The sequence below is a fragment of the Serratia quinivorans genome, from assembly GCF_052113645.1.
Lineage (GTDB): Bacteria > Pseudomonadota > Gammaproteobacteria > Enterobacterales > Enterobacteriaceae > Serratia > Serratia quinivorans_B.
Window position 1 is genome coordinate 300,512 of the sequence record NZ_JBIEIU010000004.1, and the last position, 24,812, is coordinate 325,323.

The 24,812-nt window shown below is 57.3% G+C and carries 25 protein-coding genes and 1 riboswitch; of the genes, 11 read left to right on the top strand and 14 right to left on the bottom strand.

Features of this window, described 5'->3' with window-relative positions; all coding sequences use genetic code 11:
- Positions 1–103: 103 nt before the first annotated feature.
- Positions 104–883, bottom strand: a complete 780-nt coding sequence (locus ACGS9J_RS10630) for a HalD/BesD family halogenase (RefSeq protein ID WP_442230885.1) — start codon at positions 881–883, stop codon at positions 104–106.
- Positions 884–996: 113 nt separating this feature from the next.
- Between ACGS9J_RS10630 and ACGS9J_RS10635 the strand changes: the two genes are divergently transcribed.
- The gene (locus ACGS9J_RS10635) at positions 997–1,899 is read left to right on the top strand and encodes a LysR substrate-binding domain-containing protein (RefSeq protein ID WP_442230886.1); all 903 of its coding nucleotides are present in this window, start codon (positions 997–999) and stop codon (positions 1,897–1,899) included.
- 12 nt (positions 1,900–1,911) lie between these two features.
- On the opposite strand, the gene ACGS9J_RS10640 is transcribed toward ACGS9J_RS10635, so the two are convergent.
- On the bottom strand, positions 1,912–2,766 hold the full coding sequence (locus ACGS9J_RS10640; protein WP_442230887.1) for an ATP-grasp fold amidoligase family protein: 855 nt from the start codon (positions 2,764–2,766) through the stop codon (positions 1,912–1,914).
- Positions 2,767–2,920: 154 nt separating this feature from the next.
- Here ACGS9J_RS10640 and ACGS9J_RS10645 point away from each other — a divergent pair, with 154 nt between their 5' ends.
- Positions 2,921–4,213, top strand: a complete 1,293-nt coding sequence (locus ACGS9J_RS10645; protein WP_442230888.1) for a flippase — start codon at positions 2,921–2,923, stop codon at positions 4,211–4,213.
- A gap of 160 nt (positions 4,214–4,373) precedes the next feature.
- Here the strand turns inward: ACGS9J_RS10645 and ACGS9J_RS10650 are convergent, their stop codons facing one another.
- Complete coding sequence (locus ACGS9J_RS10650) at positions 4,374–5,234, bottom strand: EamA family transporter (RefSeq protein ID WP_442230889.1); 861 nt, start codon at positions 5,232–5,234, stop codon at positions 4,374–4,376.
- 81 nt (positions 5,235–5,315) lie between these two features.
- Here ACGS9J_RS10650 and ACGS9J_RS10655 point away from each other — a divergent pair, with 81 nt between their 5' ends.
- Both ACGS9J_RS10655 and ACGS9J_RS10660 read left to right on the top strand, forming a co-directional pair.
- Positions 5,316–6,254: a LysR substrate-binding domain-containing protein gene (locus ACGS9J_RS10655; protein WP_442230890.1), complete on the top strand. Its 939-nt coding sequence runs from the start codon at positions 5,316–5,318 to the stop codon at positions 6,252–6,254.
- Positions 6,255–6,329: 75 nt separating this feature from the next.
- Positions 6,330–7,091: an arylamine N-acetyltransferase family protein gene (locus tag ACGS9J_RS10660; RefSeq protein ID WP_442230891.1), complete on the top strand. Its 762-nt coding sequence runs from the start codon at positions 6,330–6,332 to the stop codon at positions 7,089–7,091.
- A gap of 71 nt (positions 7,092–7,162) precedes the next feature.
- Here the strand turns inward: ACGS9J_RS10660 and dusC are convergent, their stop codons facing one another.
- The 4 genes from dusC to ACGS9J_RS10680 all read right to left on the bottom strand — a co-directional run bounded on the left by dusC (position 7,163) and on the right by ACGS9J_RS10680 (position 10,405).
- Positions 7,163–8,098, bottom strand: a complete 936-nt coding sequence (dusC, locus tag ACGS9J_RS10665; RefSeq protein ID WP_442230892.1) for a tRNA dihydrouridine(16) synthase DusC — start codon at positions 8,096–8,098, stop codon at positions 7,163–7,165.
- A gap of 80 nt (positions 8,099–8,178) precedes the next feature.
- The gene (locus ACGS9J_RS10670; protein ID WP_442230893.1) at positions 8,179–9,138 is read right to left on the bottom strand and encodes a D-2-hydroxyacid dehydrogenase family protein; all 960 of its coding nucleotides are present in this window, start codon (positions 9,136–9,138) and stop codon (positions 8,179–8,181) included.
- A 25-nt stretch (positions 9,139–9,163) separates the two neighbouring features.
- Positions 9,164–9,613: a universal stress protein gene (locus ACGS9J_RS10675; protein WP_442230894.1), complete on the bottom strand. Its 450-nt coding sequence runs from the start codon at positions 9,611–9,613 to the stop codon at positions 9,164–9,166.
- A 12-nt stretch (positions 9,614–9,625) separates the two neighbouring features.
- Positions 9,626–10,405 carry an IclR family transcriptional regulator gene (locus ACGS9J_RS10680; RefSeq protein WP_442230895.1) on the bottom strand — a complete coding sequence of 260 codons (780 nt, stop codon included), beginning with the start codon at positions 10,403–10,405 and terminating at the stop codon, positions 9,626–9,628.
- Between the two features lie 157 nt (positions 10,406–10,562).
- Between ACGS9J_RS10680 and ACGS9J_RS10685 the strand changes: the two genes are divergently transcribed.
- Positions 10,563–12,173, top strand: coding sequence for an MFS transporter (locus ACGS9J_RS10685; RefSeq protein WP_442230896.1), 1,611 nt, complete (start codon positions 10,563–10,565; stop codon positions 12,171–12,173).
- Positions 12,170–13,198: an HlyD family secretion protein gene (locus tag ACGS9J_RS10690; RefSeq protein ID WP_442230897.1), complete on the top strand. Its 1,029-nt coding sequence runs from the start codon at positions 12,170–12,172 to the stop codon at positions 13,196–13,198. Before ACGS9J_RS10685 ends, ACGS9J_RS10690 begins: the two co-directional genes overlap by 4 nt.
- Before the next feature lie 61 nt (positions 13,199–13,259).
- On the opposite strand, the gene rhlE is transcribed toward ACGS9J_RS10690, so the two are convergent.
- On the bottom strand, positions 13,260–14,621 hold the full coding sequence (gene rhlE, locus ACGS9J_RS10695) for an ATP-dependent RNA helicase RhlE (RefSeq protein ID WP_442230898.1): 1,362 nt from the start codon (positions 14,619–14,621) through the stop codon (positions 13,260–13,262).
- A 302-nt stretch (positions 14,622–14,923) separates the two neighbouring features.
- Here rhlE and cecR point away from each other — a divergent pair, with 302 nt between their 5' ends.
- Genes cecR through ACGS9J_RS10720 form a run of 5 tightly spaced genes read left to right on the top strand, consistent with a single transcriptional unit; the run spans position 14,924 to position 20,628 of the window.
- Positions 14,924–15,613: a transcriptional regulator CecR gene (gene cecR / locus ACGS9J_RS10700; protein WP_442230899.1), complete on the top strand. Its 690-nt coding sequence runs from the start codon at positions 14,924–14,926 to the stop codon at positions 15,611–15,613.
- Between the two features lie 18 nt (positions 15,614–15,631).
- Positions 15,632–16,618 carry a secretion protein HlyD gene (gene hlyD / locus ACGS9J_RS10705; protein WP_442230900.1) on the top strand — a complete coding sequence of 329 codons (987 nt, stop codon included), beginning with the start codon at positions 15,632–15,634 and terminating at the stop codon, positions 16,616–16,618.
- A 10-nt stretch (positions 16,619–16,628) separates the two neighbouring features.
- Positions 16,629–18,359 carry an ATP-binding cassette domain-containing protein gene (locus ACGS9J_RS10710; RefSeq protein ID WP_442230901.1) on the top strand — a complete coding sequence of 577 codons (1,731 nt, stop codon included), beginning with the start codon at positions 16,629–16,631 and terminating at the stop codon, positions 18,357–18,359.
- On the top strand, positions 18,356–19,510 hold the full coding sequence (locus ACGS9J_RS10715) for an ABC transporter permease (RefSeq protein ID WP_442230902.1): 1,155 nt from the start codon (positions 18,356–18,358) through the stop codon (positions 19,508–19,510). The genes ACGS9J_RS10710 and ACGS9J_RS10715 overlap by 4 nt, the downstream gene beginning before the upstream one ends.
- A gap of 11 nt (positions 19,511–19,521) precedes the next feature.
- The gene (locus ACGS9J_RS10720) at positions 19,522–20,628 is read left to right on the top strand and encodes an ABC transporter permease (RefSeq protein WP_442230903.1); all 1,107 of its coding nucleotides are present in this window, start codon (positions 19,522–19,524) and stop codon (positions 20,626–20,628) included.
- Positions 20,629–20,871: 243 nt separating this feature from the next.
- Here the strand turns inward: ACGS9J_RS10720 and ACGS9J_RS10725 are convergent, their stop codons facing one another.
- From ACGS9J_RS10725 to moaA, 6 genes are all read right to left on the bottom strand, one after another.
- On the bottom strand, positions 20,872–21,582 hold the full coding sequence (locus ACGS9J_RS10725) for a Bax inhibitor-1/YccA family protein (protein ID WP_020825728.1): 711 nt from the start codon (positions 21,580–21,582) through the stop codon (positions 20,872–20,874).
- A 253-nt stretch (positions 21,583–21,835) separates the two neighbouring features.
- Positions 21,836–22,303 carry a molybdopterin synthase catalytic subunit MoaE gene (moaE, locus tag ACGS9J_RS10730; RefSeq protein WP_442230947.1) on the bottom strand — a complete coding sequence of 156 codons (468 nt, stop codon included), beginning with the start codon at positions 22,301–22,303 and terminating at the stop codon, positions 21,836–21,838.
- Between the two features lie 2 nt (positions 22,304–22,305).
- A complete protein-coding gene (gene moaD / locus ACGS9J_RS10735; RefSeq protein WP_017891981.1) occupies positions 22,306–22,551 on the bottom strand; it encodes a molybdopterin synthase sulfur carrier subunit in 246 nt (81 codons plus the stop codon).
- Complete coding sequence (gene moaC, locus ACGS9J_RS10740) at positions 22,548–23,027, bottom strand: cyclic pyranopterin monophosphate synthase MoaC (RefSeq protein WP_126481028.1); 480 nt, start codon at positions 23,025–23,027, stop codon at positions 22,548–22,550. Before moaC ends, moaD begins: the two co-directional genes overlap by 4 nt.
- Before the next feature lie 5 nt (positions 23,028–23,032).
- Positions 23,033–23,545 carry a molybdenum cofactor biosynthesis protein B gene (gene moaB, locus ACGS9J_RS10745; protein ID WP_442230904.1) on the bottom strand — a complete coding sequence of 171 codons (513 nt, stop codon included), beginning with the start codon at positions 23,543–23,545 and terminating at the stop codon, positions 23,033–23,035.
- Between the two features lie 27 nt (positions 23,546–23,572).
- A complete protein-coding gene (moaA, locus tag ACGS9J_RS10750; protein WP_442230905.1) occupies positions 23,573–24,559 on the bottom strand; it encodes a GTP 3',8-cyclase MoaA in 987 nt (328 codons plus the stop codon).
- A riboswitch (molybdenum cofactor riboswitch) is annotated at positions 24,546–24,688 on the bottom strand. (Overlaps the previous gene by 14 nt.)
- Positions 24,689–24,812 lie beyond the last annotated feature (124 nt).

Here is a 24,812-nt window from a genome sequence, read left to right on the forward strand (position 1 = left end):
CGCGCCCTACCGCATAATCAATAGGTTAAATCGGGTCGAACATGTTCGACCCCTGCCGGTTTAGCCCTTATGCGGGCTTGTCAACCATCTGAATTCTTTATTCTTAGAGTCGGCCGTAAAAGGTCATTCTGGCGCTCTCCGACAGCGCAATATCCGGCTGGGCATTGTAGGCCAGCACCACCAGCATGCGGGTAATCTCCCCTTCGGTCGGGGTGACTCGATGCATGGCATTTCGCCCCCGAAACAGCACCAGGTCCCCCTCTTCGATCGCCAAGGTTTTGACCGCGCGTTCACCGTCCAATACCTGCGATACACCGGCATAATTCATCTCCCCGCGATCGGCATCGCGCAGGTTTTCTACGTACTCGAACCGCCCCCCGGCCTGCGGTTTCTGGATCAACAAGGTGATGGCGAACGACGAATTGTCGAAATGCCAGCCCAGTTCCTGCCCGCGATGGGCATAATGCAAATTGATGGAAGACAACCGATCGGCGTAAGGATAAAGCTGCTGCTCATCCAGTACCGCGCAGAGGAAATCGCGAAAGGATGGCGCGTCGTATAATGTGCGCAGCGGCGACTGTGCGGGGATATCTTCATCGGTAATGCAGCCCTTGGACGAGACCACCAGCCGGTTGCGGGCATGATCGGCCGGCAAGGCTTCATCCTGCGGTTTCAGATAAACGTTATGTTTACTGGCGGCATAAAACGCCGCAGGGCTGTGCTCCGCGCCTTCCAGGCGCACCGTTGCCAGCGCCGCCGCCGTCAGAAAGCCCGGCAGCACCAGCGCCCCCGCCGCATCCAGCGTGGCTTTGCATCGCGCCTGAAAGGCGGTGTCGCTAATCGGGTTAGTGGATAAATCAATGATATGAGCGAGTTGCTGCATGGGGCACTCCTGGAGGCGTGACGGCCGGATAGCCCCACTGTAGCGAATGTCGGATTGCCGTAATAACAAAAATGCGTTAAGGATGAGCTAACCAATTCTTAGCGATAACCCCCATGAACGCACCTTCCCGCAGCCGCCTGCCCAAACTGAGCGCCATTTTGGCGTTTGAAACCGCCGCCCGCACCGGTAGCCTGGCCAGAGCGGCAGACAGCCTGGCGCTGACCGCCGCCGCCGTCAGCCAACAGATCCGCCAGCTCGAACAACATCTGGGCATCGTGCTGTTTATCCGCGCTAAAAGCGGCGTGACGCTGACCGAACAGGGGGCTGACTATCTGGCCTACGTGCAGCAGGCTTTTGAGACGCTGCGCGTGGCGCAACAGCATGTTGATCGCCAACGGGGCAAGGAGACGCTGACGATCTTCGCCTTGCCGGCGCTGGCGTCGAAATGGCTGAATCCGGCGATCGGCGACTGGCTAAGTCAGCATCCCAACATGGATATCCGTCTGCACGCCACCCACGCCAAAGTGGATTTCGCCAGCTCAACGGCGGATTTTGCCCTGTGCTTTGGCGATCAGGGCTACCCGTTATTGGAAAAGGTGCGGTTATTTCAAGATTGCGTGCAGCCGGTTTGCCGCCCGCCATTGCAGACGATCGGCGACTGGACCCAACAGCCGCTGATCCATGTGGATTGGGGTAAGGAAAGCCAGTTCCTGCCGGGCTGGCATGAGTGGTTCAGCGCCGCCGGATTACCGCCGCCGCAGCGGCGCGGCCTGACTTATAATCTGACTTCGCTGGCGATTGACGCCGCGGTTGAAGGCCAGGGTGTTTTGCTCGGCCAACGGCAACTGATCCAGCGCGAACTGGCCAAGGGAACCCTGGTGCCGCTGGCAGAACCCGCGCTACCGCTCAGTAAGCCTTATTACGTGGTTTATCCGCAACGCACGCTGGACAAACCCAAAGCGGCGGAGTTTCTGGCGTGGCTGCAGCGCATCACGCCAGTGGATGGCGGACAATAAGCCCCGCCGCCGCTACCCGGCTTTGGACATCAGCTCGCCCAGCAACAGGTTGGTGGCACGCGGCAGATAAACTTCATTGCCGGCGCCGGGCGTGAGCGTCAGTTCACCAATGTAGATTTGATCGCGGGTGAGATAAAAATCGACGCGACAATAGTCCAGATCCGCCGAAACGGCTTTCGCTACCTGAATCATTTCATCCCAAAACACCGGCTTCTCATCCAGGGTATTGATCTGCGGAATGTCCGCCTGGCTAAAAAAGCAATGGTGCGCATATTCGTCCAAAAACTCCAGCGAAGTCGGCTCAGGCCCGCCACGCAATAACTCAACGAACAAATAAGACTGTTCGCCGTTAAATACATGGACCTTGTAATCAATCAATTCACCACCGCATTCAATATCCAGCAGTTCTTCAACGATAATTTCCTGCGGAATATTGGCGTAGTGTTTTTCACGGTACCTTTTCCAATAGGTTATTTCGGACCATTCACTAAGAATCTTCGTAATATCCTGGTAGGCGACATTACCTTTATCTTTGACTATCTTGACCTGCTGCGAAGCATTATTTGTCTTGATAACAAATGATTGAGGCAAGGCGAGGTAATCCTGCTCGGTAAAATGATGCGTCGTCATAATGATAGGGGTTAGGTATTTTTCCGACACCCGTTGGGAGATATACTCCCTGACCGCCACCTTATCCGCTAACCTACTGAAATTACACATAGGATAGCGCATTCGCTGGTATATCCTTTCTGAAAATTTCTTCGGGTTTTTGAAGTTAACAAAAGAGCCATGGGCAAGGTAATGGCTGACTTGATAATAGATAAAATCGGGAGCGGCCCGATAGAGTCGTTTTGCGAGTTTTCTCATTCTTCTCTTTCTTCCATGAACATAGCATAGGTAGAAATGCTTCTCACATTCCGGTTATGACATCTCAATTATAAAACCTAATGGGGTATTCCTTACAGAGGGTAAGGGAATAATCGGACAATTCCTATTATAAGAGGCTACAGGGAAAGTACCAATGAAATTAAAATTTATAGATATCAATATCGTGAGAAATGCTTTTTGGATGATATCAGAGAAAATGGTGTCTATTCTGGGGGTTATTTTCATTACTGCCTATATGGCGAAATATATTGGGCCTGAAAGCTTCGGCAAAATCACCTTCGCCACCGCTATTTTTGCCATTACCCAGACCCTGGCGCTGCTGGGCTCCGATACCGTCCTGTTCAAGCGGATTAGCCGTAACCCAGGCTCTGGAACCGCCCTGATGTTTTCCACCAACCGGCTGCGCCAGGGCTGCTTTGTGTTGTTCTCTGCGGCAATATTGATTTACACCGGGCTACGTGAGGATTTCATTACCTTCTATTTTTGCGCCGCCACCTTTGTCGCCGGCTTCTTCTCGCTCAGAGACGTGTTCACCATTTACCATGATGCCCGGTTGGAATCCCGCTTCAATACGCTGGCCAACGTGGCCGGTCTGGGCAGTGCGCTGCTGGTGCGTTATCTGATTGTTTATCTTGATCTGCACCTGTATTTCCTGGCGATCCCGATCGTGATGGTTTACCTGATCCCCTATCTGATTCGCCACCATATCTATCATCGTCGCCATCCGCGTTTTGTCGCGCCCAAGCGTGTGCGACGCAAATATGTGCGCTACCTGCTTGCCAGCGGCCTGCCGTTGGCGGTATCCAATGTTTCTATCGCCATTTATACCCGGCTGGCGCAGTTGTTCCTGATGTGGTTCGTCTCTGCGCAAGCGCTGGGCATCTACTCCGTCGCCATCACTCTGGCGACCGCCTGGATGTTCGTTACCGACGCGGTGATCACCTCATTCTTCGCCAAAATATTTGCCTATCACCGTGATGATGCGGTGCGTACCGCCGCCAAACTGAATGGGCTGGTGCTGGCCATCGCCGCCGCGATCGTGGTCGGTATCGTTTTGCTCGGCAAACCGGTCATCGTGCTGCTGTACGGGGAACAATATTTGGCGGCTTATCCGGCCATGGGCGTCTTGGCGATTTCAACGCTGCTTTCCGCTCTGGGCACCGTAGCCTACAAATACATTGTGATTTTCTCCGGTTACGGCTTCCTGTCGAAGAAGATGTTCCTGGTATTTATTATCAACATCCCGCTGTCGTACTGCCTGATCCGCCAGTACGGCATGATGGGCGCCGCCTACAGCACCCTGCTGACAGAGCTGTTGTCGCTGACGCTGCTGAATTACTTCTTCCGCCGTGGCGCGGTGTTGCAAATGCACCTGCGTTCTTTAAATCCATTAACTTACCTCAGGCGCACCCAGCATGTGGGGTGAAAACCCGGCCACGGGCAATACTGGCGAAATAGCTTCCGGCACCCTGGCGGTAAAAACAATGAAATCCCCGCGAGCTATCAACCAACTCGTTTCAGCAGTGAATAGCAGACGAGAGCGGCATTCGGGGTTAGATTGAATGCCGCTTGAATAAGGCGGTGAACTAGCTCGCTTTAAAATGCAGTACCACGGCGCCTGCCAATACCGTCAACACCCCTGACCACTGCAAGGCAGAGAGCCGTTCGCGCAACAACAGAGCCCCCAGCAGCGCGGCAATGCCCCCAGACAGGGTACTGAGCACCGTCACAATCGCCAATGACCCGCCACCGACCCCCACGGCAAATGCGCTAAAGCCCCCCAGGCTCAACAGACTGGCCAGCAGCAACAGGCCGCTCTGCCGCCAAGTGGGCCGAGCCATCAGTGCCCGCCGGTCAGTATTGAGCGTTAACAGGGACATCAGCCCCACCGTATACCCGAGCCACAGGCTCACGCTCGCCCCCAGAACCGGCAGCGTGTATTGGCCTTGCAGCCAGAAACCGGCGCCATAACAAAATGCGGCTATCAGCGCGAACGCCATTGCCGGCAAGCCCGACCGCGATCGGTCCGGCTGACGACCCGGGCTCACGGCGGTCAGCATGACCCCTGACAGACACACCGTCAGCCCTGCCAACGTCAGCGCGCTCAGACGTTCGCCGCCAAGCCATGACAACAACGTTGTGACCGCCCCATAGCTGGTGACCAATGGCGCCACCATCGCCGCCTTGCCGATAGCGAAGGCCTGCGACAGCGCAAGGGTGCCGCACACCGTCAGGCAGGCGGCCAACAACGCCAGACCCCAAACGAGAGCGGAAGCCTCAAACCCAGGTACCGCCGTGGCCAGCAGCAGCACGGTAAAAATCACAAACCCGATCGTCTGAGAAAAAAATACCGCCCTGCGCACCCCCACCGATCGGGCATTGATGCCAATCAAAAAATCCGTTCCGCCCCAGCACAGTGCGGCAGTCAGCCCCATCACAATGTCCACTCGATACTCCCGTCAGATTTTCGCCTCAAAAGTAAGCAAAAAATCACTTGTGGAACATCGATAGATTGGCAATATGGTTGAATGAAACTCAAGCTGAACGCTCAACCTCGCCTGCCGTCGCTGAAAGCCTTGCACACCTTCGAGGTCGCGGCGCGCTGCGCCAGTTTTACCGAGGCAGCGGAAGAGTTGAACGTGACGCTGGGGGCGGTCAGCCGCCAGATACGCCATCTGGAGAACGAACTGGGCGTGGAGCTATTTCACCGCAAGGGCAATGCGGTCGCACTTAACGAGACAGGAAAACGCTTGGCGACTGACGTCACCCGGGCGCTGACGCTGTTGCAAAAAGCCAGCGACCGCGCCAGACCGGAACAACAGCAGACGCTGAAACTGACCTGCACCCTGGGGATCGCTAGCCATTGGTTGGCGGCACGCCTGCCCACATTGCGCCGTGCCGATCCCGATGTTTCGCTGGTGCTGGATGCCAACGAAAGCCTGCGCGATCTGGCCAGTGGCGAAGCCGACATCGCCATCCGCTATAGCCCGACGGCCAACCCACCGCCGCACTCGCGCAAACTCCTCGCCGATGCCTTCGCCCCCTTGGCAAGCCCGGCCTTTCTCGCTGCGCATCCTGACCTGCTGACCGCCGCCGATTTGGCGTTGTTGCAGTTGATTCACTCGCCGTGGAAAGAGGGGCAGAAGCTGGGCGTCGCCGGTTGGCAAGACTGGTTCGCCGCCTTTGGCGAAGATGCCACCGCACCGCGCGGCATTCTCACCTTCAACAGCGTCGGCCATGCGCTGCAGGAAGCGATAGAAGGCAATGGCGTGGTGCTCGGCAGCCTGGCGGTCGCGCAGGATGCTCTGACCGCCGGCAAGCTGGTTCGGGTGTTTGACGAAAGCCGACAATTGCCCTCGGCCTATCACTATCGCCTGTGCTGGGCAGACAGCGCCTTCGTTAGCACCACCACCCGCCGTTGGGTAAATTTGCTGCTACAGGCGGCAGGTAAACCCCCGGCGTTCTGACGCAGCACTAATTGCCCTCACGACTGTGAAAAATCCAACTATTTTATAATCAAATTTTTTGCTGCGAGACAAACCGTGGATAGACAACGCTACCTGCAACATATTGGATTCGCAGGCATCCCCCAACCTGACCTCCTGACGCTGCAACAATTACATCGCGGCCATATGCTGAACGTTCCCTTTGAGAACCTGAGTATTATTTATCACCAGGGCATTCATCTGGAGGAACAGGCGCTGTTCAATAAAATTGTCGAACGCAACCGCGGCGGCTTTTGCTATGAGCTGAATCGGCTGTTTGCCCTGCTACTGAAAGACATCGGTTTTAGCGTGCATTTTATTTCCGGCGAGATCCGCGCGCGCGACGGCAGCTTCGGTGCGCCGTTCGATCATATGGCGCTGATGGTGGAGCTGGATCAACCTTATCTGGTGGACGTGGGGTTTGGCGATTCGTTCCTGACGCCATTAAAGATCACCACCACCGAGCAGCAGCCGCAAACCAGCGGCACCTTCCATCTGGAGCAGGAAGGCGAAATCTATTATCTGGAACGCCGCAACGGCGACAACCGCTCGCACGCCAAAACCCTGTACCGTTTCACCCTGCAAAAACGCGAGCTCAACGATTTTGCCGGCATGTGCGAATACCACAGCACCTCGCCGCAGTCGCATTTCACCCAAAAACTGGTGTGCTCCCATGCGACAGAAGATGGCCGGGTGACGATCAGCGAAAACAAGCTGATTATCACCGAAGATCACCACCGTCGGGAGTCGACGCTGCACTCTGAACAGGAACGCCGTGAAGCGTTGATGCGTTATTTTTCGATTGATCTGGACAACTGAAACGCTGAGTGGGCGCAGCATGCAGCGCCCCTGCGCCGGGTATCGATGAAGGCTGGGTTGACGGGGGGAAACTATTCCGAGCGGCAAATCACCCGGGCGATATCTTTTGAATTGTTCAGGGTGCGCACTTCGCCGAACAGCTCGGTCGCCTGGTCATATTCCTTACGTAAATAACCCAGCCACTGTTTTATACGCGCCACATGATAAAGGCCGGTATCGCCCTGCTTTTCCAGATGAACGTATTTTTGCAGTAACTGCACCACCTGCGGCCACGGCATGCGGGGTTCGTTATACTTCACTACCCGGCTCAGGTTCGGCACATTAAGCGCGCCACGCCCCAGCATCACCGCGTCGCAGCCGGTGGTTTGCAGGCAATCTTGCGCACTTTGCCAGTCCCAGATTTCGCCGTTGGCAATCACCGGTATGGTCAGGCGTTGACGGATCTCGCCAATCGCTGCCCAGTTAATGCGCTCCGCCTTATAGCCGTCCTCTTTGGTGCGGCCATGTACCGCCAGTTCGGTCGCCCCCGCCTGCTGGACCGCATCGGCAATTTCGAAGCTGCGGCTGTCGCTGTCCCAACCCAATCGGACCTTTACCGTTACCGGCAGATGCTCCGGCACCGCCGCACGCATCGCCTTGGCCCCCTGGTAAATCAGCTCCGGATCTTTCAGCAGGGTCGCCCCGCCGCCGCTGCCGTTGACCAGTTTGGACGGGCAACCACAGTTGAGATCGACTCCGTAAGAGCCCAGTTCCACCGCGCGGGCGGCGTTTTCCGCCAGCCACTGCGGATATTGGCCCAACAGTTGGATGCGCACCAGCGTGCCGGACGGCGTGCGGCTGGCATGATGCAGTTCGGGGCACAGGCGGTAGAAAGACTTGGCGGGCAGCAGTTGATCGACCACGCGCAGGAATTCGGTGATGCACAGGTCGTAGTCGTTCACTTCGGTGAGTAGCTCACGCACCAAAGAATCGAGAACGCCCTCCATCGGAGCCAATAATACGCGCATGATCACCCCTGCTAAAAAAGACGCGCAATGATACGGGCGAATACCCGCATCAGACAAGCATCCAGGGGAATAAAAGCCGCTTAGTTCAAACGGCGTATCGGTTCGTCGGCGAGAAACGCCACGATGTCCTCAACAGCCTCGCGGAAGTAAATGCCGTAGTTGTCATCGGCCACATAGCCCAGGTGCGGCGTCGCCAGCACGTTGGGCAGGCGACGGAAGATATCGTCGATCGGCAGCGGTTCGACGTCGAACACGTCCAGCCCGGCACCGGCAATCCGCTGGTTCTGCAATGCGTCGATTAACGCGGCGCGGTCGACAATCGCCGCACGTGAGGTATTGATCAGATAAGCGGTATTTTTCATGGCCTGCAACTCCTGCTGCCCGACCAACCCGCGGCTGCGCTCGCTCAGCACCAGATGAACGGAAACAAAGTCGCTCTGTTCGAACAGCGCCTGCTTTGACTCCGCCAGGATCACGCCCTGCTGCGCGGCTTTTTCCGCCGTCAGGTTTTGGCTCCAGGCCACCACACGCATGCCAAATGCCTGCGCCACCACCGCCATTTGGCTGCCAATCTTGCCCAAGCCCAACAGGCCCAGCGTTTTCCCCTGCATCGTCACGCCCAGCGCCTGCTGCCACGGGCCGTTATTACGCAACCCGGTATTTTCCGGCACGATATGCTTCGCCAGCCCAAGCAACAACGCCCAGGTCAGCTCCATCGGTGCGGCCGAGCCGCTGGCGGTGCCGCAGACCACAACGCCACGCTGCGTCGCCGCGACCAAATCGATAGACGCATTACGCATCCCCGAGGTGACCACCAGCTTCAACTTAGGCAGACGCACCAGCAGCGAGGCAGTCATCGGCGTGCGCTCGCGCATGATCACCAGAATGTCGCAATCCTGCAGGTGCACCGCCAATTCCGCTTCATCGGTAAAATGTTGGCTGATGGCGAATACCTCGACCCGATCGGCGATAGCCGACCAGTCCGCCATACCCAGCGCCACCTGCTGATAATCATCAAGAATTGCACACTTCAGTTTCATCTTCGGCTCCGGGAAGCAGAGGCTATCAATCGGCGCGAACGTCGATCAGCACCGGGCAGTCGGCGTTTTCTATTACCGAAGCACTGTGCGAGCCTCGCAACAAACGGTTAAAGGGTGAAAGATGCCGACGGCCCATGATGATCATTGCGGCATTCAGCTCTTTAGCCAGCGCCACGATGGTTTCCGCCGGCTCACCGGCCACCACTCGTCCGCGAGCGCTGACACCGGCATCCTTCAGTGCGCTCAGCGCCTGGTGTACTACCGCCTCGGCGGTATGTTGTTCATCCTGCGCGTAACCAAAATCCGCCGGATCTTCACCCGCTTCAATTTCATCAGGCTCTGCGATGGAATAACTGAAATCCACGCAGCACAGTACTAATACCGCAGCTTGTTGAGCCAGTGCTTGTTCGGCAGCCAGCGAAATGAGCTTATAAGCATTGGCGGAATTATCAACCGCAACCAACAGCGTTTTCATCGTTTTATCCCTTTAATCTCGTGAAGCCACTTTACCAATCTCATCAAGCACTGCCTCTTTGCACTTAAGGATCTCCTCACGATAACGAGCTTCATTCTTTGTAAAACGGGTGCTTGGCACTAACAGGCTGATGGAAAAACGCCCCAGAATGGTGTCGATAGCCACCGCTATCATCGAAATGCCTTCCAGAGTTTCCTCCCGATCGTAGGCCAGGCCGGTGCGGCGTATTTCCGTTAAGTGTTCCAACAACGCAGGAAAGTCACGTATGGTCAGGTCGGTAACCGCCATATAGGCTTCACCCAGCAATTCTCGGGCAGCATCGTCGCTGTCTAACGCCAACAACGCCCGTCCGCCGGAAGTACTGTATAGGGGCAAGTTCATGCCAATACGCGGCACCACCCGCAGCTCACGATCAGCCACAATGTAATGCACTATCGCCAACTGCAAACCACTGGCGCGCGCCAGCGAGACCGTTTCGCCAGTGGCATCACTCAACGCCTGCAACCAAGGCTCGGCAATAGCGACCACCTCAGTATGTACGCGAGCAATCAAGCGCAGCAACGATGGCCCTAACCGCACACCACCGACGCCACCGCGCACCAGCTGAACAGAATCCAGCGCATTGACAATGCGCTGCACGGTAGAACGCGGCAAATCCACCGCCTGTGCGATTTCCCCCAGGCTCATGCCATTGGGTTTTTCGCCCAGCGCGTCGAGAATTTTCGCCGCTCGGGTAATCACCTGGATCCCACCGGCCCTTTCATCATCACAAATCGTAGAGGGTTCAGACATAGAGTTTCCCTTTCCTTGCTTTTGGCTCGCACTGTATCACTTTTTCTTCCGACCGGGACAGCGCACCACATTGCAATACAGTGAACCGCCATGTAGTATGCGCATGCTGTACCGCAATGCAATACAGTGCATCGTGTTTTATCTCTGGAGTTATATTATGAATGGTCAGCCTGCGGCTGCCCCCACGCCGCATCCCTTCACTCTGCGCCTGGCATTGGGCTTGGTGGGGGTACTGATTGCCGCTCTGACTTCAGGGCTGAATGACCGGCTAAGCGATCTGGCGCTGGCAGATATTCGCGCGGCTATCGGCATGGGTTACGACGAGGGCAGTTGGATCACCTCGTCCTACCAAGCGGCGGAGGTCGCGGCGATGATGGTTGCCCCCTGGTTTGCCGTGACCTTCTCGCTGCGCCGTTTTGCTTTGGTGATGATTGGCGGTTTTACTGCGGTCGGCGTACTCCAGCCCTTGATTTCTGACCCCTCGCTGTTTATTGCACTGCGGGTCGTTCAAGGGCTGTTTGGCGGCGCGCTGCCACCGCTGCTGATGACGGTGGCGCTGCGCTTTCTGCCGCCGGGCATCAAACTCTACGGATTGGCCGCCTACGCACTCACGGCCACCTTTGGCCCCAACGTTGCAGCGCCGCTGGCTGCGCTGTGGACCGATAATCTGGGCTGGCAGTTTATTTTTTGGCAATCGGTCCCATTGTGTCTGGGCGCTTTTTTACTGATTGGTTGGGGATTGCCACAGGATCCGTTACGCCTGGAGCGTTTGCGCCAGATGGATCTGTTCGGCATGCTGACCGGTTGCAGCGGCATTGCACTGCTGATCCTCTCGCTGACTCAGGGGGAGCGGCTCGACTGGTTCAATTCGCCGCTGATAAGCCTGATGTTGCCGGCTTCCCTCGCGCTATTGGTGACGTTTTTGATTAACGAGTGGTTTCATCCGCTACCGCTGTTCAAACTGCAAATGTTGCGGCGAAAGAATTTCACTCACGGTCTGTTGACGCTAGCGGGCGTGTTGATGTTGTCGCAATCAGGTTCGATGCTGCCTTCGCTTTATTTCTCGCAGATAGAGGGGTTTCGTACCGCGCAATTTGCCCCCTTGGCACTGGCCATCGGTCTGCCACAGTTGGTGGTCGCACCTTTGATCGCCACCCTGTTGAACTTTCGCTGGGTTGACTCCCGCTGGATACTAACTGCCGGCGCCGCGCTGATGATTTGTTCCTGCCTGCTCGGCACACAGCTGACTGACGATTGGGCACGGCAAAACTTCTGGTTGATCCAGAGTTTGCAGACATTTGGGCAGCCGATGATAATTTTGCCGGTTTTGATGGGAGCCACTAGCGTCGTCATGCCGCCGGAGGGCCCCTTCGCTTCGGCAATGTTTAACAGTGTTCGCGGTTTTTCTACCATTGCCGCAGGCTGCCTGGTCGAGAATTTTATTAGCCATCGCGAGAAGTTTCACTCTCAGACACTGGTTGATCAGTTAGGCAATCGCCCGTGGTTAATGACAGCAGGCTCCTCGGATCAAGTCAGTAGCACCCTGCCATTGTTGCCGGATGGCTCGGTCAGTTCTGCGGAAAATCTCAGGCATTTTTCGATGCTGGTGAAACATCAGGCGGAGATCCTCAGTATCAGTGACGCCTATTTGCTAATTATTGGTTGTGCACTATTGCTGGTGCTGCTGACCGTCAGTTTGCCGCCGCGCGTCTACCCGCCACAAACACTTTTACCTCCCGCTCCAAAAACATCAGGATCATTACCATGAGCTTCACCCCTGCAAAACGAACCTTAATTCTGGCGCTGCTGCTGGTTATCCTGTTGGCGATCGCTTTCTTTATCCGCGCGTCGCTTAACCGCCACCATTTTCGTACCGACGACGCGGTGGTGATAGCCGATTACACGCTGGTGGCCCCCAAGGTTTCCGGCTATATCCGCAGCGTCAACGTGAGCGATAACCAGCAGGTCAAACCCGGCGAAGTCCTGGCCACGATCGACGATCGGGATTATCGCGTCGCGCTGGAAACGGCGGAAGCCAATCTGCAAATTAGCCAGGCCAAACTGGCCAGTATTCAGGCGCAGCTTGATCAACAACAGGCCAATATCGCCCAGCAGGAAGCCGGTGTCAGCGCCAGCCAGGCGACGCTCAATTACGCAGGGCAGAATGCCGATCGCTATCGCCGGCTGCTAAAAACCGGCACCGCAACCGCTGATGAACAGCAAAAGTCCGCCTCCGCGATGCAAACCGCCGCGGCGCAGCTGAAGCAAAACCAGGCTGGCGTGGTCTCTGCGCGCAAAGAAGTCGGGGTATTGCAGGCCAGCAGGAAACAGGCCGAAGCTGATATTGCCGCCTCACAGGCCAGCGTTGATCAGGCACGACTGAATCTTTCCTATACCCAGATTGTCGCGCCCATTGCCGGTACGGTTGGCCAACGTGCCGTACGCCAGGGAGCCTGGGTGTCTGCAGGTACGCGCCTGCTGGCGGTGGTGCCGCTCCAGCAAAGCTATATCGTCGCCAACTTCCTGGAAACCCAGCTGGCCAATGTCTCTGCCGGCCAGCCGGTGTCGATCAGCGTGGATGCGCTGCCCGACGTAACGCTACGGGGCCATGTCGATAGCATCGCACCCGCCACCGGCGCCACCTTTGCCGCCATCAGCGCCGATAACGCCACCGGCAACTACACCAAAGTGGTGCAACGCCTGCCGGTGAAGATTGTGCTTGAACCGAATCAGCCGGAGCTGGCAAGGCTGCGAGTCGGGATGTCGGTCGTGCCGGAGCTTGAGATGCGCTGATTTTTGCCTATAAAAAAGGCCACCTTAAAGGTGGCCTATTAGCAGCTGACAACAGAGCAATTTACTCAGCCGGGCGGCTGCGCGGACGGCGCGCTGGCGCACCTGAACGCGGTTTGCCATCACCCTGCGGACGGGCACTGCCGCCACTGCGGTTTTCACGCTGGCCGCCGTTGCCACTGCGCTGGCCGCCACCGTTACCGGCGCGTTGACCACCGCCGTTGCCGCGCGGCGCACCACGTCCACCACCCTGACGGCCGTTGATGATCGGCTCCGCCTTGATGCTTGGATCCGGCTCGTAACCTGGCAGAGCAATACGTGGGATCTCACGTTTCAGCAGGCGTTCGATATCACGCAGCAGCTTGTGTTCATCCACGCACACCAGCGAGATCGCCTCACCGGTACGTTCTGCACGGCCAGTACGGCCGATACGGTGTACGTAGTCTTCCGGTACATTAGGCAGTTCGTAGTTCACCACGTGTGGCAACTGGTCGATATCCAGACCACGTGCCGCGATGTCGGTAGCAACCAATACGCGAATTTTGCCGTCTTTAAAATCGGCCAGCGCACGGGTACGGGCGCCCTGGCTTTTATTGCCGTGGATCGCTGCGGCAGTGATGCCGTCTTTGTTCAGCTGTTCGGCCAGGTGGTTAGCGCCGTGCTTGGTGCGGTTAAACACCAATACTTGCTTCCAGTCGCCTTCGCCGATCATCTGGGACAGCAGTTCCCGCTTACGCTTCTTGTCAACGAAGTGCACGCTTTGTTCGATCTGCTCGGACGCGGTGTTGCGACGCGCCACTTCAACCGATGCCGGGTTGTGCAACAGTTTGTTGGCCAGCCCCTTGATGTCGTCGGAGAAGGTCGCGGAGAACAGCAGGTTCTGACGCTTGGCAGGCAGCTTGGCCAGCACGCGGCGGATATCATGGATAAAGCCCATATCCAGCATGCGGTCCGCTTCGTCCAGCACCAGAATTTCAATTTTGGACAGGTCAACCGCGCGTTGGTGTTCCAGATCCAGCAGGCGACCCGGTGTGGCCACCAGCACGTCGACACCGCCGCGCAGTTTCATCATCTGCGGGTTGATGCTCACGCCACCAAATACCACCAGCGAACGCAGGCGCAGGTATTTGCTGTAGGATTCGACGTTTTCGCCGATTTGCGCAGCCAGTTCACGGGTTGGCGTCAGGATCAGCGCACGTACCGGACGGCGACCTTTGACCGCATGGTCATGCTTACTCAGCAGCTGTAGCAGCGGCAGGGTAAAGCCAGCGGTTTTACCGGTACCGGTCTGGGCGCTGGCCATCAGGTCACGACCTTCCAATACGACAGGGATAGCCTGGCGCTGAATTGGCGTAGGTTCGCGATAGCCCTGTTCTTCAACAGCGCGCAGAATTTCAGCACTTAAGCCGAGGGTTTCAAATGACATAAAGAGAAAAACTCCAGATCCCCCCTAACCTAACAGTGTTCGGTGCAGTTTCCTGGGAGGATTATCAGACGGGACATTAAGCATGACCACGAGGGATTGGCACAAACTGCAGTGCACCAAGCGGGCGATTGTAGCAGAACTCGAACAAGAAAACGCAATTTTACTGACTCAAAGCACAATATGCCGAGAATTCAGCCTAGTCCGAAAAAATAACCTTAAATAAATGCGGGCTTCTGGTTGCATTTTATCCAACCTGGCATAAAGTTAATCATATGATTGATTAACTTTAGTGAACGCCATCAATGCCAAATAATCAGACCGCCAGCCGGGCACGGGGTGAGCAGGCACGACAACAGCTGATCGCCGCCGCCATCGAAATGTTTGGCGAATATGGCATTCAGGGGGCGACCACCCGCGATATCGCCCAGCGCGCTGGGCACAACATCGCCGCCATCACCTACTATTTCAATTCCAAAGAAGGCCTTTATCTGGCCGTCGCACAGTGGATTGCCGATTTTATCCAGCTGGCGTTTCGCCCGTTGGCCGACGAGATCGATCTCTTCTGGCAGTTGCCGGCCGGCGAGCGTCTGCCGGAGCACTACCTCGACCACCTGAAACGTGGCCTGTTGGCGTTCAGCGATCTGATGACACAACCGCAGACGCTGAACCTGAGCAAAATCATGTCGCGCGAGCAGCTTTCCCCCACCGATGCCTATCCGCTGATCCACCAGCAGGTGGTGGCGCCGCTGCATGACAAACTTTGCCGCCTGCTGGCGGCCTACACCGGCATCGATCCGCAGTCGACCAAAATAGTGCTGCACACCCATGCGCTGATCGGCGAGGTGTTGTCGTTTCGTGTGGCGCGGGAAACCGTTCGCCGCCAGGCCGGCTGGCAGCAGATCGGTGCAGTCGAGGCGGAACAAATCAGTGAGGTGCTGGCTGAACATATCGAGATTCTGGTTAATGGGCTGCGCCAACGCTATGGCGCATAAATTCAGGCAGGGAGTGTTATGAACAAGAAACGCAGTGCCCTCATTGTGGCGGTTATTGTGCTGATCGCCGCGGCCGTTTACGGGGTTTGGTATTACCAGCAGCAGCAGGAGAAACCGCTGACGCTGTACGGCAACGTGGATATCCGCACGGTGAATTTGGGCTTCCGCGTCGATGGGCGGCTGGCGTCGCTGACGGTGGATGAAGGCGATGCGCTTCAGCCGGGGCAGGTGCTCGGCAAGCTGGACGAGGCGCCGTATCTCAATGCGCTGCAACAGGCGCAGGCTAACGTCGGCAGTGCCAAAGCCAAGCTGGCACTGCTGCTGGCCGGTTATCGGGCCGAAGAAATCGCCCAGGTACGGTCGGAAATGGCGCAGCGTCTGTCGGCGTTTAGCTATGCCGACAGCTACCTGAAACGTCAACAGGGACTGTGGGCGAAAAACGCCACCTCTGCCGACGCGCTGGAAGATGCCCGCACCGCACGTAACCAGGCGCAAGCCAATCTGCAGGCGTCAAAAGACAAACTGTCGCAATACCTGAGCGGCAACCGCCCGCAGGAAATCGAAGAAGCCAAAGCTAACCTGGCGCAAAGCGAAGCCGCGCTGGCGCAGGCACAGCTTAATTTACACGACACCACGCTGGTTTCCCCGTCGGCCGGCACCGTGCTGACACGGGCGGTCGAGCCGGGCACCATGCTCAGCGCCGGGGGCACGGTGTTTACCCTGTCGCTGACCCGCCCGGTCTGGGTACGCGCCTACGTAAATGAAGCCAACCTGGGTAAAGCGACGCCGGGCACCGAACTGGAAATTTATACCGACAGCCGACCGGGCAAGCCGTATCACGGCAAAATCGGCTTTGTCTCGCCGACCGCTGAATTCACGCCGAAAAGCGTCGAAACCCCGGACCTGCGCACCGATCTGGTGTACCGGTTGCGGGTGATCGTCACCGACGCCGATGACGCGCTGCGCCAGGGGATGCCGGTCACCGTTCGTTTTGCCCAACCTTGAGGGGACGGTGATGGAACAGGTGATTGAGCTGGAAGCGCTGGAGAAACGTTTCCCGTCGCTGCCCAAACCGGCGGTCGCCAGCCTGACCACCCGGCTGACCAGCGGTGCGGTTACCGGGCTGGTTGGCCCGGACGGCGCCGGTAAAACTACCCTGCTGCGCATGCTGGCCGGCTTGCTCAAACCCAGCAGCGGCACATTGCGCGTCGCCGGGCTGGATCCGATCGCTCAGGATCGCCAGTTGCACGCGATCCTCGGCTACATGCCGCAAAAGTTTGGCCTGTACGAAGATCTGACGGTGATGGAGAACTTGACGCTGTACGCGGATCTACGTGGCGTCACTGGCGATCTACGTAAACAGACGTTTGATCGGTTGCTGACATTTACCGATCTCACCCGCTTCACCACCCGACTGGCGGGCAAACTGTCCGGCGGCATGAAGCAGAAGCTCGGGCTGGCCTGTACGCTGGTCGGGCAGCCGCAGGTGCTGCTGCTGGATGAGCCGGGGGTCGGCGTCGATCCGATTTCGCGCCGCGAACTGTGGCGCATGGTGCATGAACTGGCCAACGATGGCATGCTGATCCTGTGGAGCACCTCCTATCTGGACGAAGCAGAACAGTGTCGCGAAGTGCTGCTGCTCAATGAAGGCGAGTTGCTGTTCAGCGGCGCACCGAAAGATCTCACCCAACGCATGGCCGGGCGCACGGTGCTGATCGCCCCGCCCGCAGGCAGCCACCGCGCCTTGCTGCAACGGGCGATCTGCCTGCCTGCGGTCACCGACGGCGTGATCCAGGGCAAATACCTGCGCCTGATCCTGAAAGAAGGCGAAGATCACCGCCAGGTATTGCAGGCGCTGGATCTGCCGGATGCCGAACTGAGCGAAGCGGAACCACGTTTTGAGGATGCGTTTATCGATCTGCTCGGCGGCGGGCCGAACAGCCAATCGGCGCTGGCGGAGATCATGCCGACCGTCGAAGGGGAAAGCACTGAAACCGTGATCGAAGCGCAAGGGCTGACGAAGAAATTCGGCGACTTTGCCGCCACCGACCACGTCGATTTCAAAGTGCAGCGCGGTGAGATTTTCGGCCTGCTGGGCCCCAACGGCGCCGGGAAATCCACCACCTTTAAAATGATGTGCGGGCTGCTGGTGCCCACCGAAGGCAAGGCGCTGGTGCTGGGGATGGATCTGAAAACCAGCTCCGGCAAGGCGCGCCAGCATTTAGGCTATATGGCGCAGAAATTCTCGCTGTACGGCAACCTGACGGTGGCGCAAAACCTGAAATTCTTCTCCGGCGTTTACGGCCTGAGCGGCAAGGCGCAGCGCGACAAAATCGGTGAGATGTCCCGCGCCTTCAACTTCGATCCCATCATCAACCAGACGCCAGATTCGCTGCCGCTCGGCTTCAAACAGCGGTTGGCGCTGGCCTGCGCGCTGATGCACGAACCGGATATCCTGTTTCTCGATGAACCGACCTCCGGGGTCGATCCCCTGACCCGGCGTGAATTCTGGCTGCACATCAACGGCATGGTGGACAAGGGCGTCACCGTGATGGTCACCACCCACTTTATGGACGAGGCGGAATATTGCGACCGCATCGGGCTGGTGTATCGCGGCAAAATCATCGCCGCCGGGACCCCGGACGATCTCAAACACCAGGTGGCCAGCAGCGAGAACCCTAATCCGTCGATGGAGCAGGCGTTTATCGAGCTGGTGCAGGGGTATGATCAGGAGGAAAAGGCATGAATAGCGAAACGGCCCTCAGCGACGACAGCGGTTTCTCCTGGCGGCGGCTGCGCGCGCTGTGCCTGAAAGAGACGCGGCAGATTCTGCGCGATCCGAGCAGCGGGCTGATCGCTTTCGTCATTCCGCTGATGCTGCTGTTTATTTTCGGCTACGGCATCAACCTGGACTCCAGCAAGCTGCGGCTGGGGATCCTGATGGAACAACAAAGCGAGGAAGCGCGCGATCTGGCCAATGCTTTTACCGGCTCGCCTTATATCGAGCCAACCATCAGCGACAACCGCCAACAGCTGATCCAACTGATGCAAGCCGGGCGCATCCGCGGGCTGGTGGTGATCCCCAATGATTTTGCCCAACGCATGGCGCGGCCGCACGACAGCGCTCCCCTGCAAATTATTACCGACGGCAGCGAACCCAACACCGCCAACTTTGTTCAGGGCTATACCCAGGGGGTGTGGCAAATCTGGCAACAGCAGCGCGCCACCGACCGCGGGCGCGAAGAAAAGCCGTTAATCGACGTGCAGATGCGTTACTGGTTTAACCCGGCGGCCATCAGCCGGCATTACATCATTCCCGGCGCCATCACCATTATCATGACGGTGATCGGCGCTATCCTCACCTCGCTGGTGATCGCCCGCGAATGGGAGCGCGGCACCATGGAAGCGCTGCTTTCTACGCAGGTGACGCGGGCCGAACTGCTGCTGTCCAAACTGGTGCCCTACTACTTCCTCGGCATGATCGCCATGGTGCTGTGCATGGTGGTTTCGGTCTGGGTGCTTGGGGTGCCCTATCGCGGTTCGCTGCTGATTTTGTTCGTCATCAGCAGCCTGTTTCTCGCCAGCACGCTCGGCATGGGGTTGCTGATTTCCACCATTACCCGCAACCAGTTCAACGCGGCCATGGTGGCGCTGAACGCCGCCTTTCTGCCTTCGATCATGCTGTCCGGCTTTATTTTCCAGATCGACAGCATGCCGGCCATCGTCCGCGCCGTAACCTACATCATTCCGGCGCGTTACTTCGTCAGCACGCTGCAAACGCTGTTCCTGGCGGGCAACGTCGGCACAGTGTTGATGATTAACCTGCTGTTCCTGATCGCTTCAGCGGTGGTGTTTATCGGCCTGACGGCCTGGAAAACCCAGCGGCGGCTGGATTAAGGGGAATTAAGATGTTTCACCGTCTCTGGACGTTAATCATTAAGGAAATGCAATCGTTGCTGCGTGATCCGCAGACCCGCGCCATCCTGATTTTGCCGGTTATTTTGCAGGTGCTGCTGTTTCCCTTTGCCGCCACGCTGGAGGTGACCAATGCCACCATCGCGGTGTACAGCGAAGACAGCGGTCATGCCTCGGTCGAGCTGACCCAGCGCTTCGCCAAAGCCAAGGCCTTCTCGCATGTGTTGCTGTTGCGCAGCCCGCAGGAAATACAAGCCACCATCGATAACCAAAAGGCCCTGCTGCTGATCCGTTTCCCGGCACAATTTTCACGGGATATCGCCAGCGGCAATACGGCCCCGCTGCAGTTGTTGCTCGATGGACGTAACTCCAACAGCGCACAGATCGCTGCCAACTATGTGCAGCAGATTGTGCAGGACTATCAGAATGAGTTGATCGGCGGTCGCGCCAAGCCCAACAACAGCGAGCTGGTGGTGCGTAACTGGTATAACCCGAATCTGGATTACAAGTGGTTCGTGGTGCCGTCGCTGATTGCCATGATCACCACCATCGGCGTGCTGATTGTCACCTCACTGTCGGTGGCACGCGAGCGCGAACAGGGTACGCTGGAACAGCTACTGGTGTCACCGTTGACCACCTGGCAGATTTTTATCGGCAAAGCGGTACCGGCGCTGATCGTCGCCACCTTCCAGGCCAGCATCGTGTTGCTGATCGGCATCTTTATTTATCAGATCCCGTTCGCCGGTTCGCTGTTGTTGTTCTACGGCACCATGTTGATTTACGGGCTATCGCTGGTGGGATTCGGTCTGTTGATTTCGTCGCTGTGCGCCACCCAGCAACAGGCGTTTATCGGCGTGTTCGTGTTTATGATGCCGGCGATCCTGCTTTCCGGCTATGTCTCGCCGGTGGAAAATATGCCGGTGTGGCTGCAAAACCTGACCTGGGTTAACCCCATCCGCCACTTCACCGATATCACCAAACAGATCTATTTGAAGGATGCCAGTTTCGGCATCATCTGGCACAGCCTGTGGCCGCTACTGGCAATCACCGCCACCACCGGCAGCGCCGCCTACGCCATGTTCCGCCGCAAGATTGCATAAAAAAAAGACTCTGCGATAGAGATCTCAGAGTCTTTCTATTCACTGGAAATCCTATGGATTTCATGCTGCGGCTAGGCGACCAGCTCGTGTATCCCCAGGAGCTTACTTAAGTAAGTAACTGGGGTATGCGACAAATCTGTCGGGAACAGATTTGAACGCTGCTTGCAGCGGCCCCAAAGGGGCAAGGCCCACGGATGGGCCTTGTAAGCAGTCAACAACGCTGCAGCTTGAAAGACGACGGATTTAGCGGCGGTTGCCGAAAATGCGCAGCAACATCAGGAACAGGTTGATGAAATCAAGGTACAGCGTCAGCGCGCCCACAATGGCGTATTTGCGGAAGCTGTCTTTGTCATCGGCGTTCAACTGCTCGCCCATGGCTTTCAGTTTCTGAGTGTCGTACGCCGTCAGGCCAACAAACACCACCACCCCGATATAGGTAATCGCCCACATCAACGCCGTGCTTTTCAGCCAGATATTGACCAGCGAAGCCAGCACGATACCGATCAGCGCCATAAACAGCATGCTGCCGAAACCGCTCAGGTCGCGCTTGGTGGTGTAGCCGTACAGGCTCATCGCGCCGAACATACCGGCGGTTACCACGAAGGTGCTGGCGATCGAGCTGTAGGTATAAGCGATGAAAATGCTGGAAAGCGTCAGCCCGGTCAGCGCCGAATACAGCATAAACAGCGAGGTGGCGACCGTGCCACTGAGACGATTGACCATGCCGGAAATCACGAACACCAGACCCAACTGCGCGATAATCAGGCCGAAGAAGGTGATCTGGCTGGAGAAGATAAAGTTAAGGATCGCGGGCGTGTTAGCCGCGTACCAGGAAACAAACGCCGTCAACAGCATACCGCAGGTCATCCAGCCATAAACCTGCGCCATATAAGCTTGAATGCCGCTGTTGGCACGTTCGACGATTGAACCATTAGAGCGTGGATATCGGTCCATGACGGTTACCTTTTGCGTATGAAACAAGATTTCGAACCCCCATTACCCGTCGCCTTTCAAGCTACAGCGTTGTTACCTGCACTCGCTCCCCCCAGTTACTTACTTAAGTAAGCGCCTGGGATGAGCGAGCTGGGTGCCTAGCTGTAACTTGAAATTCATAGGGTATCCAAAGGACTCGGCCTGTTATAAGCGTACCACAGAAAACCTAAGCTGGAAGTTGCAAAGGTATTGATATATTTCTGCGGTTTACCCTTTATTTATCCGCTTTATGCCAGCGTTCCGCTGCCTGGCGATCGCTGTCGCGAGCATCGACCCAACGGTCGCCTTGCCCGACGGCTTCGCGCTTCCAGAACGGTGCGCGGGTTTTCAGGTAATCCATGATGAACTCGGTGGCCTCAAACGCCATGCTGCGGTGCGCACTGGTCACGCCAACGAACACGATCTCATCACCGGGAAACAATTCGCCCACGCGGTGGATCACCGTCGCACGCTGCAAGGGCCAACGGCTACGGGCTTCGTCCAGGATCTCCGCCAGCGCTTTTTCGGTCATGCCCGGGTAGTGTTCCAGCGTCAGTGCACTGACGTTATCGCCCAGATTGTGGTTGCGTACCTTGCCGGTGAAGGTGACCACTGCGCCATCATCGTCGCACTGCGCCAACCACTGATATTCGTCGCCCACGTTGAACGGCGCTTCACCTACGCGGATACGGGTATTTTCCACCATTAACCTCCGGTTACCGGTGGAAAGAAAGCGACTTCATCACCGGCACGCAGTGGATGTTCGGCGGCCACCAGCGACTGGTTCACCGCAGTCAGCAGCTTGCCGGACTCCAATGCCAATGCCCAGCGATCGCCACGGGCGCACAGCGCCTTGCGCAGCGCTTCTACCGTCGGATAATCCGCCGGCATCGACAAGTCACCGGTACCGACCAGTTCGCGTACCTGGGCAAAAAACAGAATATTAATCATAGCTCCACCTTAAAATCACCGGATTTGCCGCCGCTTTTCGCCAGCAGCCGCACCGGCCCTATCACCATATCTTTCTGTACCGCTTTACACATGTCGTAAATGGTCAACGCGGCCACGGAAGCGGCAGTTAAGGCTTCCATTTCGACGCCGGTCTTACCGGTCAGTCGGCAACAGGTTTCAATGCGCACCCGGCTGTGTTCCGGCTGCGCTTCCAACTGCACTTCGACCTTGCTCAGCATCAACGGATGGCACAGCGGGATCAGCTCCCAGGTGCGTTTCGCCGCCTGAATACCGGCAATGCGTGCCGTGGCGAACACGTCGCCCTTGTGGTGGCTGCCATCGATAATCATCGCCAGCGTGGTCGGCAACATCTCGACGAAAGCCTCCGCTCGCGCCTCACGCACCGTCTCGGCTTTGGCGGAAACGTCGACCATATGGGCTTCGCCCGCGGCGTTAATATGGGTTAGCTGCGTCATAATTGTTATTTCTTCAGATGTGGCTGGAAGTTGCACGGGCGATGGCGCGCGTCCAACTGCTCTTCAATAATGCGTTCCCAGGCGGTGCGGCAGGCGCGGGTCGACCCCGGCATGGCGAAAATGACCGTCTGGTTGGCCATACCGGCCAGCGCGCGCGACTGGACAGTGGCGGTGCCAATCTCTTCATAAGACACCATGCGGAACAGTTCGCCGAACCCTTCCACTTCACGATCGAACAGCGGCAGTAGCGCTTCCGGGGTATAGTCCCTGGCGGTAAAGCCGGTGCCGCCGGTAATCAGCACCGCCTGCACCGTTTCATCGGCGATCCAGGCAGAAACGCATGCGCGGATCTGATATTTGTCGTCTTTGACGATGGCGCGATCCACCACCTGATGCCCGGCTTCAAGTGCCGCTTCCTGCAGATACTGGCCCGAGGTGTCTTCCGCTTCACCGCGAGTGTCCGAAACGGTCAAGATAGCGATATGTGCCGGAACGAATTCACTGCTGGCATGACTCATTGCTTGCTCCCGTGCAATTGGAAAAAGTTACCCGCCGATAAACGACAGGTTCTGCGTGATGCCACTGTTGCCCTGGTGCAGGAAGTGAGTCTGTTTTTTACTCAACAACCCGCCCTGGATGCGCTCCTTCAGTTCATCAAGCTGCTGGTCACCGGTCAGCAGATCGCGCAGGCCAATGCCCTGCTCACCGAACAGGCACAGGTGTAAATTGCCGATAGCCGAGACCCGCAGCCGGTTGCAACTGGCGCAGAAATCTTTCTCATAAGGCATGATTAACCCCACTTCGCCCTGGTAATCCGGGTGGCTGAACACCTGCGCCGGGCCGTCGCTGCGGCCGCGCGGCTGGCGCTGCCAGCCCTGCTGTTCCAGTTGCACACGGATCACTTCGCCGGACACGTGGTGTTTGCGAAACAAATCGCCCCCCTCGCCGGTTTCCATCAGTTCGATAAAGCGCAGTTGAATCGGGCGGTCTTTGATCCAGTTAAGGAAGGCGCCCAGCTGCTGATGGTTCACGTCACGCATCAACACTGCGTTGACTTTGACCTTGCTGAAGCCTGCGGTAAAGGCGGCGTCGATGCCGTCCATCACCTGGCGGAACTTGTCCTGCCCGGTAATGGCATGAAATTGGCGGGGATCCAGGCTGTCGACGCTGACGTTGACCGCCGTCAGGCCGGCGTCACGCCAGCTTGCGACGTCGCGCGCCATGCGGTAACCGTTGGTGGTCACGGCGAGCTGGCGGATGGCCGGGTTTTCACGCACGGCGGCGATGATCTCGGTAAAATCGCGACGCAGCGAAGGCTCACCGCCGGTCAGGCGCACCTTTTCGGTACCCAGTTCGGCGAAGGCGCGGCTGACGCGTCGGATCTCATCGAGCGACAAGAATGTTTTCGGGCTGCCGTTCGGGCGATAGCCGTCCGGCAAACAGTAGGTGCAACGAAAGTTACACACGTCGGTGATCGACAGGCGCAAGTAATAGAACTTGCGCTCATAAGCATCAATGAGTTGCGGCACCATAACACCTTCCAAAGTCGGGAGATGCGAACGTTTCCGCTCTGCACCCTGGTGGCTGACTTCGCCACGGCCCAAGCGCCATATTGTTCGCAAAAACAACGTAGGCCCAGAGGCTAGGAGTTTTGGTCTCAGTTCCCGCTGCTTGAGTAGCCGGAACGAAACCGTGGTTTTCACCAGAATTCTAGCGCTAAACAAACGCGATAGCCAACGTGCAATTTCGCTATATAATTGTGTATACAGCGATTTTACGCGGTTA

Bases quoted from the DNA above. Each gene is read 5' to 3' on its own strand.
- ACGS9J_RS10645 (WP_442230888.1), top strand. From the start codon at position 2,921: ATGAAATTAAAATTTATAGATATCAATATCGTGAGAAATGCTTTTTGG.
- moaD (WP_017891981.1), bottom strand. From the start codon at position 22,551: ATGATTAATATTCTGTTTTTTGCCCAGGTACGCGAACTGGTCGGTACC.
- ACGS9J_RS10710 (WP_442230901.1), top strand. From the start codon at position 16,629: ATGGAACAGGTGATTGAGCTGGAAGCGCTGGAGAAACGTTTCCCGTCG.
- ACGS9J_RS10685 (WP_442230896.1), top strand. From the start codon at position 10,563: ATGAATGGTCAGCCTGCGGCTGCCCCCACGCCGCATCCCTTCACTCTG.
- ACGS9J_RS10670 (WP_442230893.1), bottom strand. From the start codon at position 9,138: ATGAAACTGAAGTGTGCAATTCTTGATGATTATCAGCAGGTGGCGCTG.
- ACGS9J_RS10640 (WP_442230887.1), bottom strand. From the start codon at position 2,766: ATGAGAAAACTCGCAAAACGACTCTATCGGGCCGCTCCCGATTTTATC.
- hlyD (WP_442230900.1), top strand. From the start codon at position 15,632: ATGAACAAGAAACGCAGTGCCCTCATTGTGGCGGTTATTGTGCTGATC.
- moaC (WP_126481028.1), bottom strand. From the start codon at position 23,027: ATGACGCAGCTAACCCATATTAACGCCGCGGGCGAAGCCCATATGGTC.
- cecR (WP_442230899.1), top strand. From the start codon at position 14,924: ATGCCAAATAATCAGACCGCCAGCCGGGCACGGGGTGAGCAGGCACGA.
- ACGS9J_RS10690 (WP_442230897.1), top strand. From the start codon at position 12,170: ATGAGCTTCACCCCTGCAAAACGAACCTTAATTCTGGCGCTGCTGCTG.
- ACGS9J_RS10630 (WP_442230885.1), bottom strand. From the start codon at position 883: ATGCAGCAACTCGCTCATATCATTGATTTATCCACTAACCCGATTAGC.
- ACGS9J_RS10635 (WP_442230886.1), top strand. From the start codon at position 997: ATGAACGCACCTTCCCGCAGCCGCCTGCCCAAACTGAGCGCCATTTTG.
- moaA (WP_442230905.1), bottom strand. From the start codon at position 24,559: ATGGTGCCGCAACTCATTGATGCTTATGAGCGCAAGTTCTATTACTTG.
- ACGS9J_RS10715 (WP_442230902.1), top strand. From the start codon at position 18,356: ATGAATAGCGAAACGGCCCTCAGCGACGACAGCGGTTTCTCCTGGCGG.
- ACGS9J_RS10720 (WP_442230903.1), top strand. From the start codon at position 19,522: ATGTTTCACCGTCTCTGGACGTTAATCATTAAGGAAATGCAATCGTTG.
- ACGS9J_RS10680 (WP_442230895.1), bottom strand. From the start codon at position 10,405: ATGTCTGAACCCTCTACGATTTGTGATGATGAAAGGGCCGGTGGGATC.
- ACGS9J_RS10655 (WP_442230890.1), top strand. From the start codon at position 5,316: ATGAAACTCAAGCTGAACGCTCAACCTCGCCTGCCGTCGCTGAAAGCC.
- ACGS9J_RS10725 (WP_020825728.1), bottom strand. From the start codon at position 21,582: ATGGACCGATATCCACGCTCTAATGGTTCAATCGTCGAACGTGCCAAC.
- dusC (WP_442230892.1), bottom strand. From the start codon at position 8,098: ATGCGCGTATTATTGGCTCCGATGGAGGGCGTTCTCGATTCTTTGGTG.
- rhlE (WP_442230898.1), bottom strand. From the start codon at position 14,621: ATGTCATTTGAAACCCTCGGCTTAAGTGCTGAAATTCTGCGCGCTGTT.
- moaB (WP_442230904.1), bottom strand. From the start codon at position 23,545: ATGAGTCATGCCAGCAGTGAATTCGTTCCGGCACATATCGCTATCTTG.
- ACGS9J_RS10675 (WP_442230894.1), bottom strand. From the start codon at position 9,613: ATGAAAACGCTGTTGGTTGCGGTTGATAATTCCGCCAATGCTTATAAG.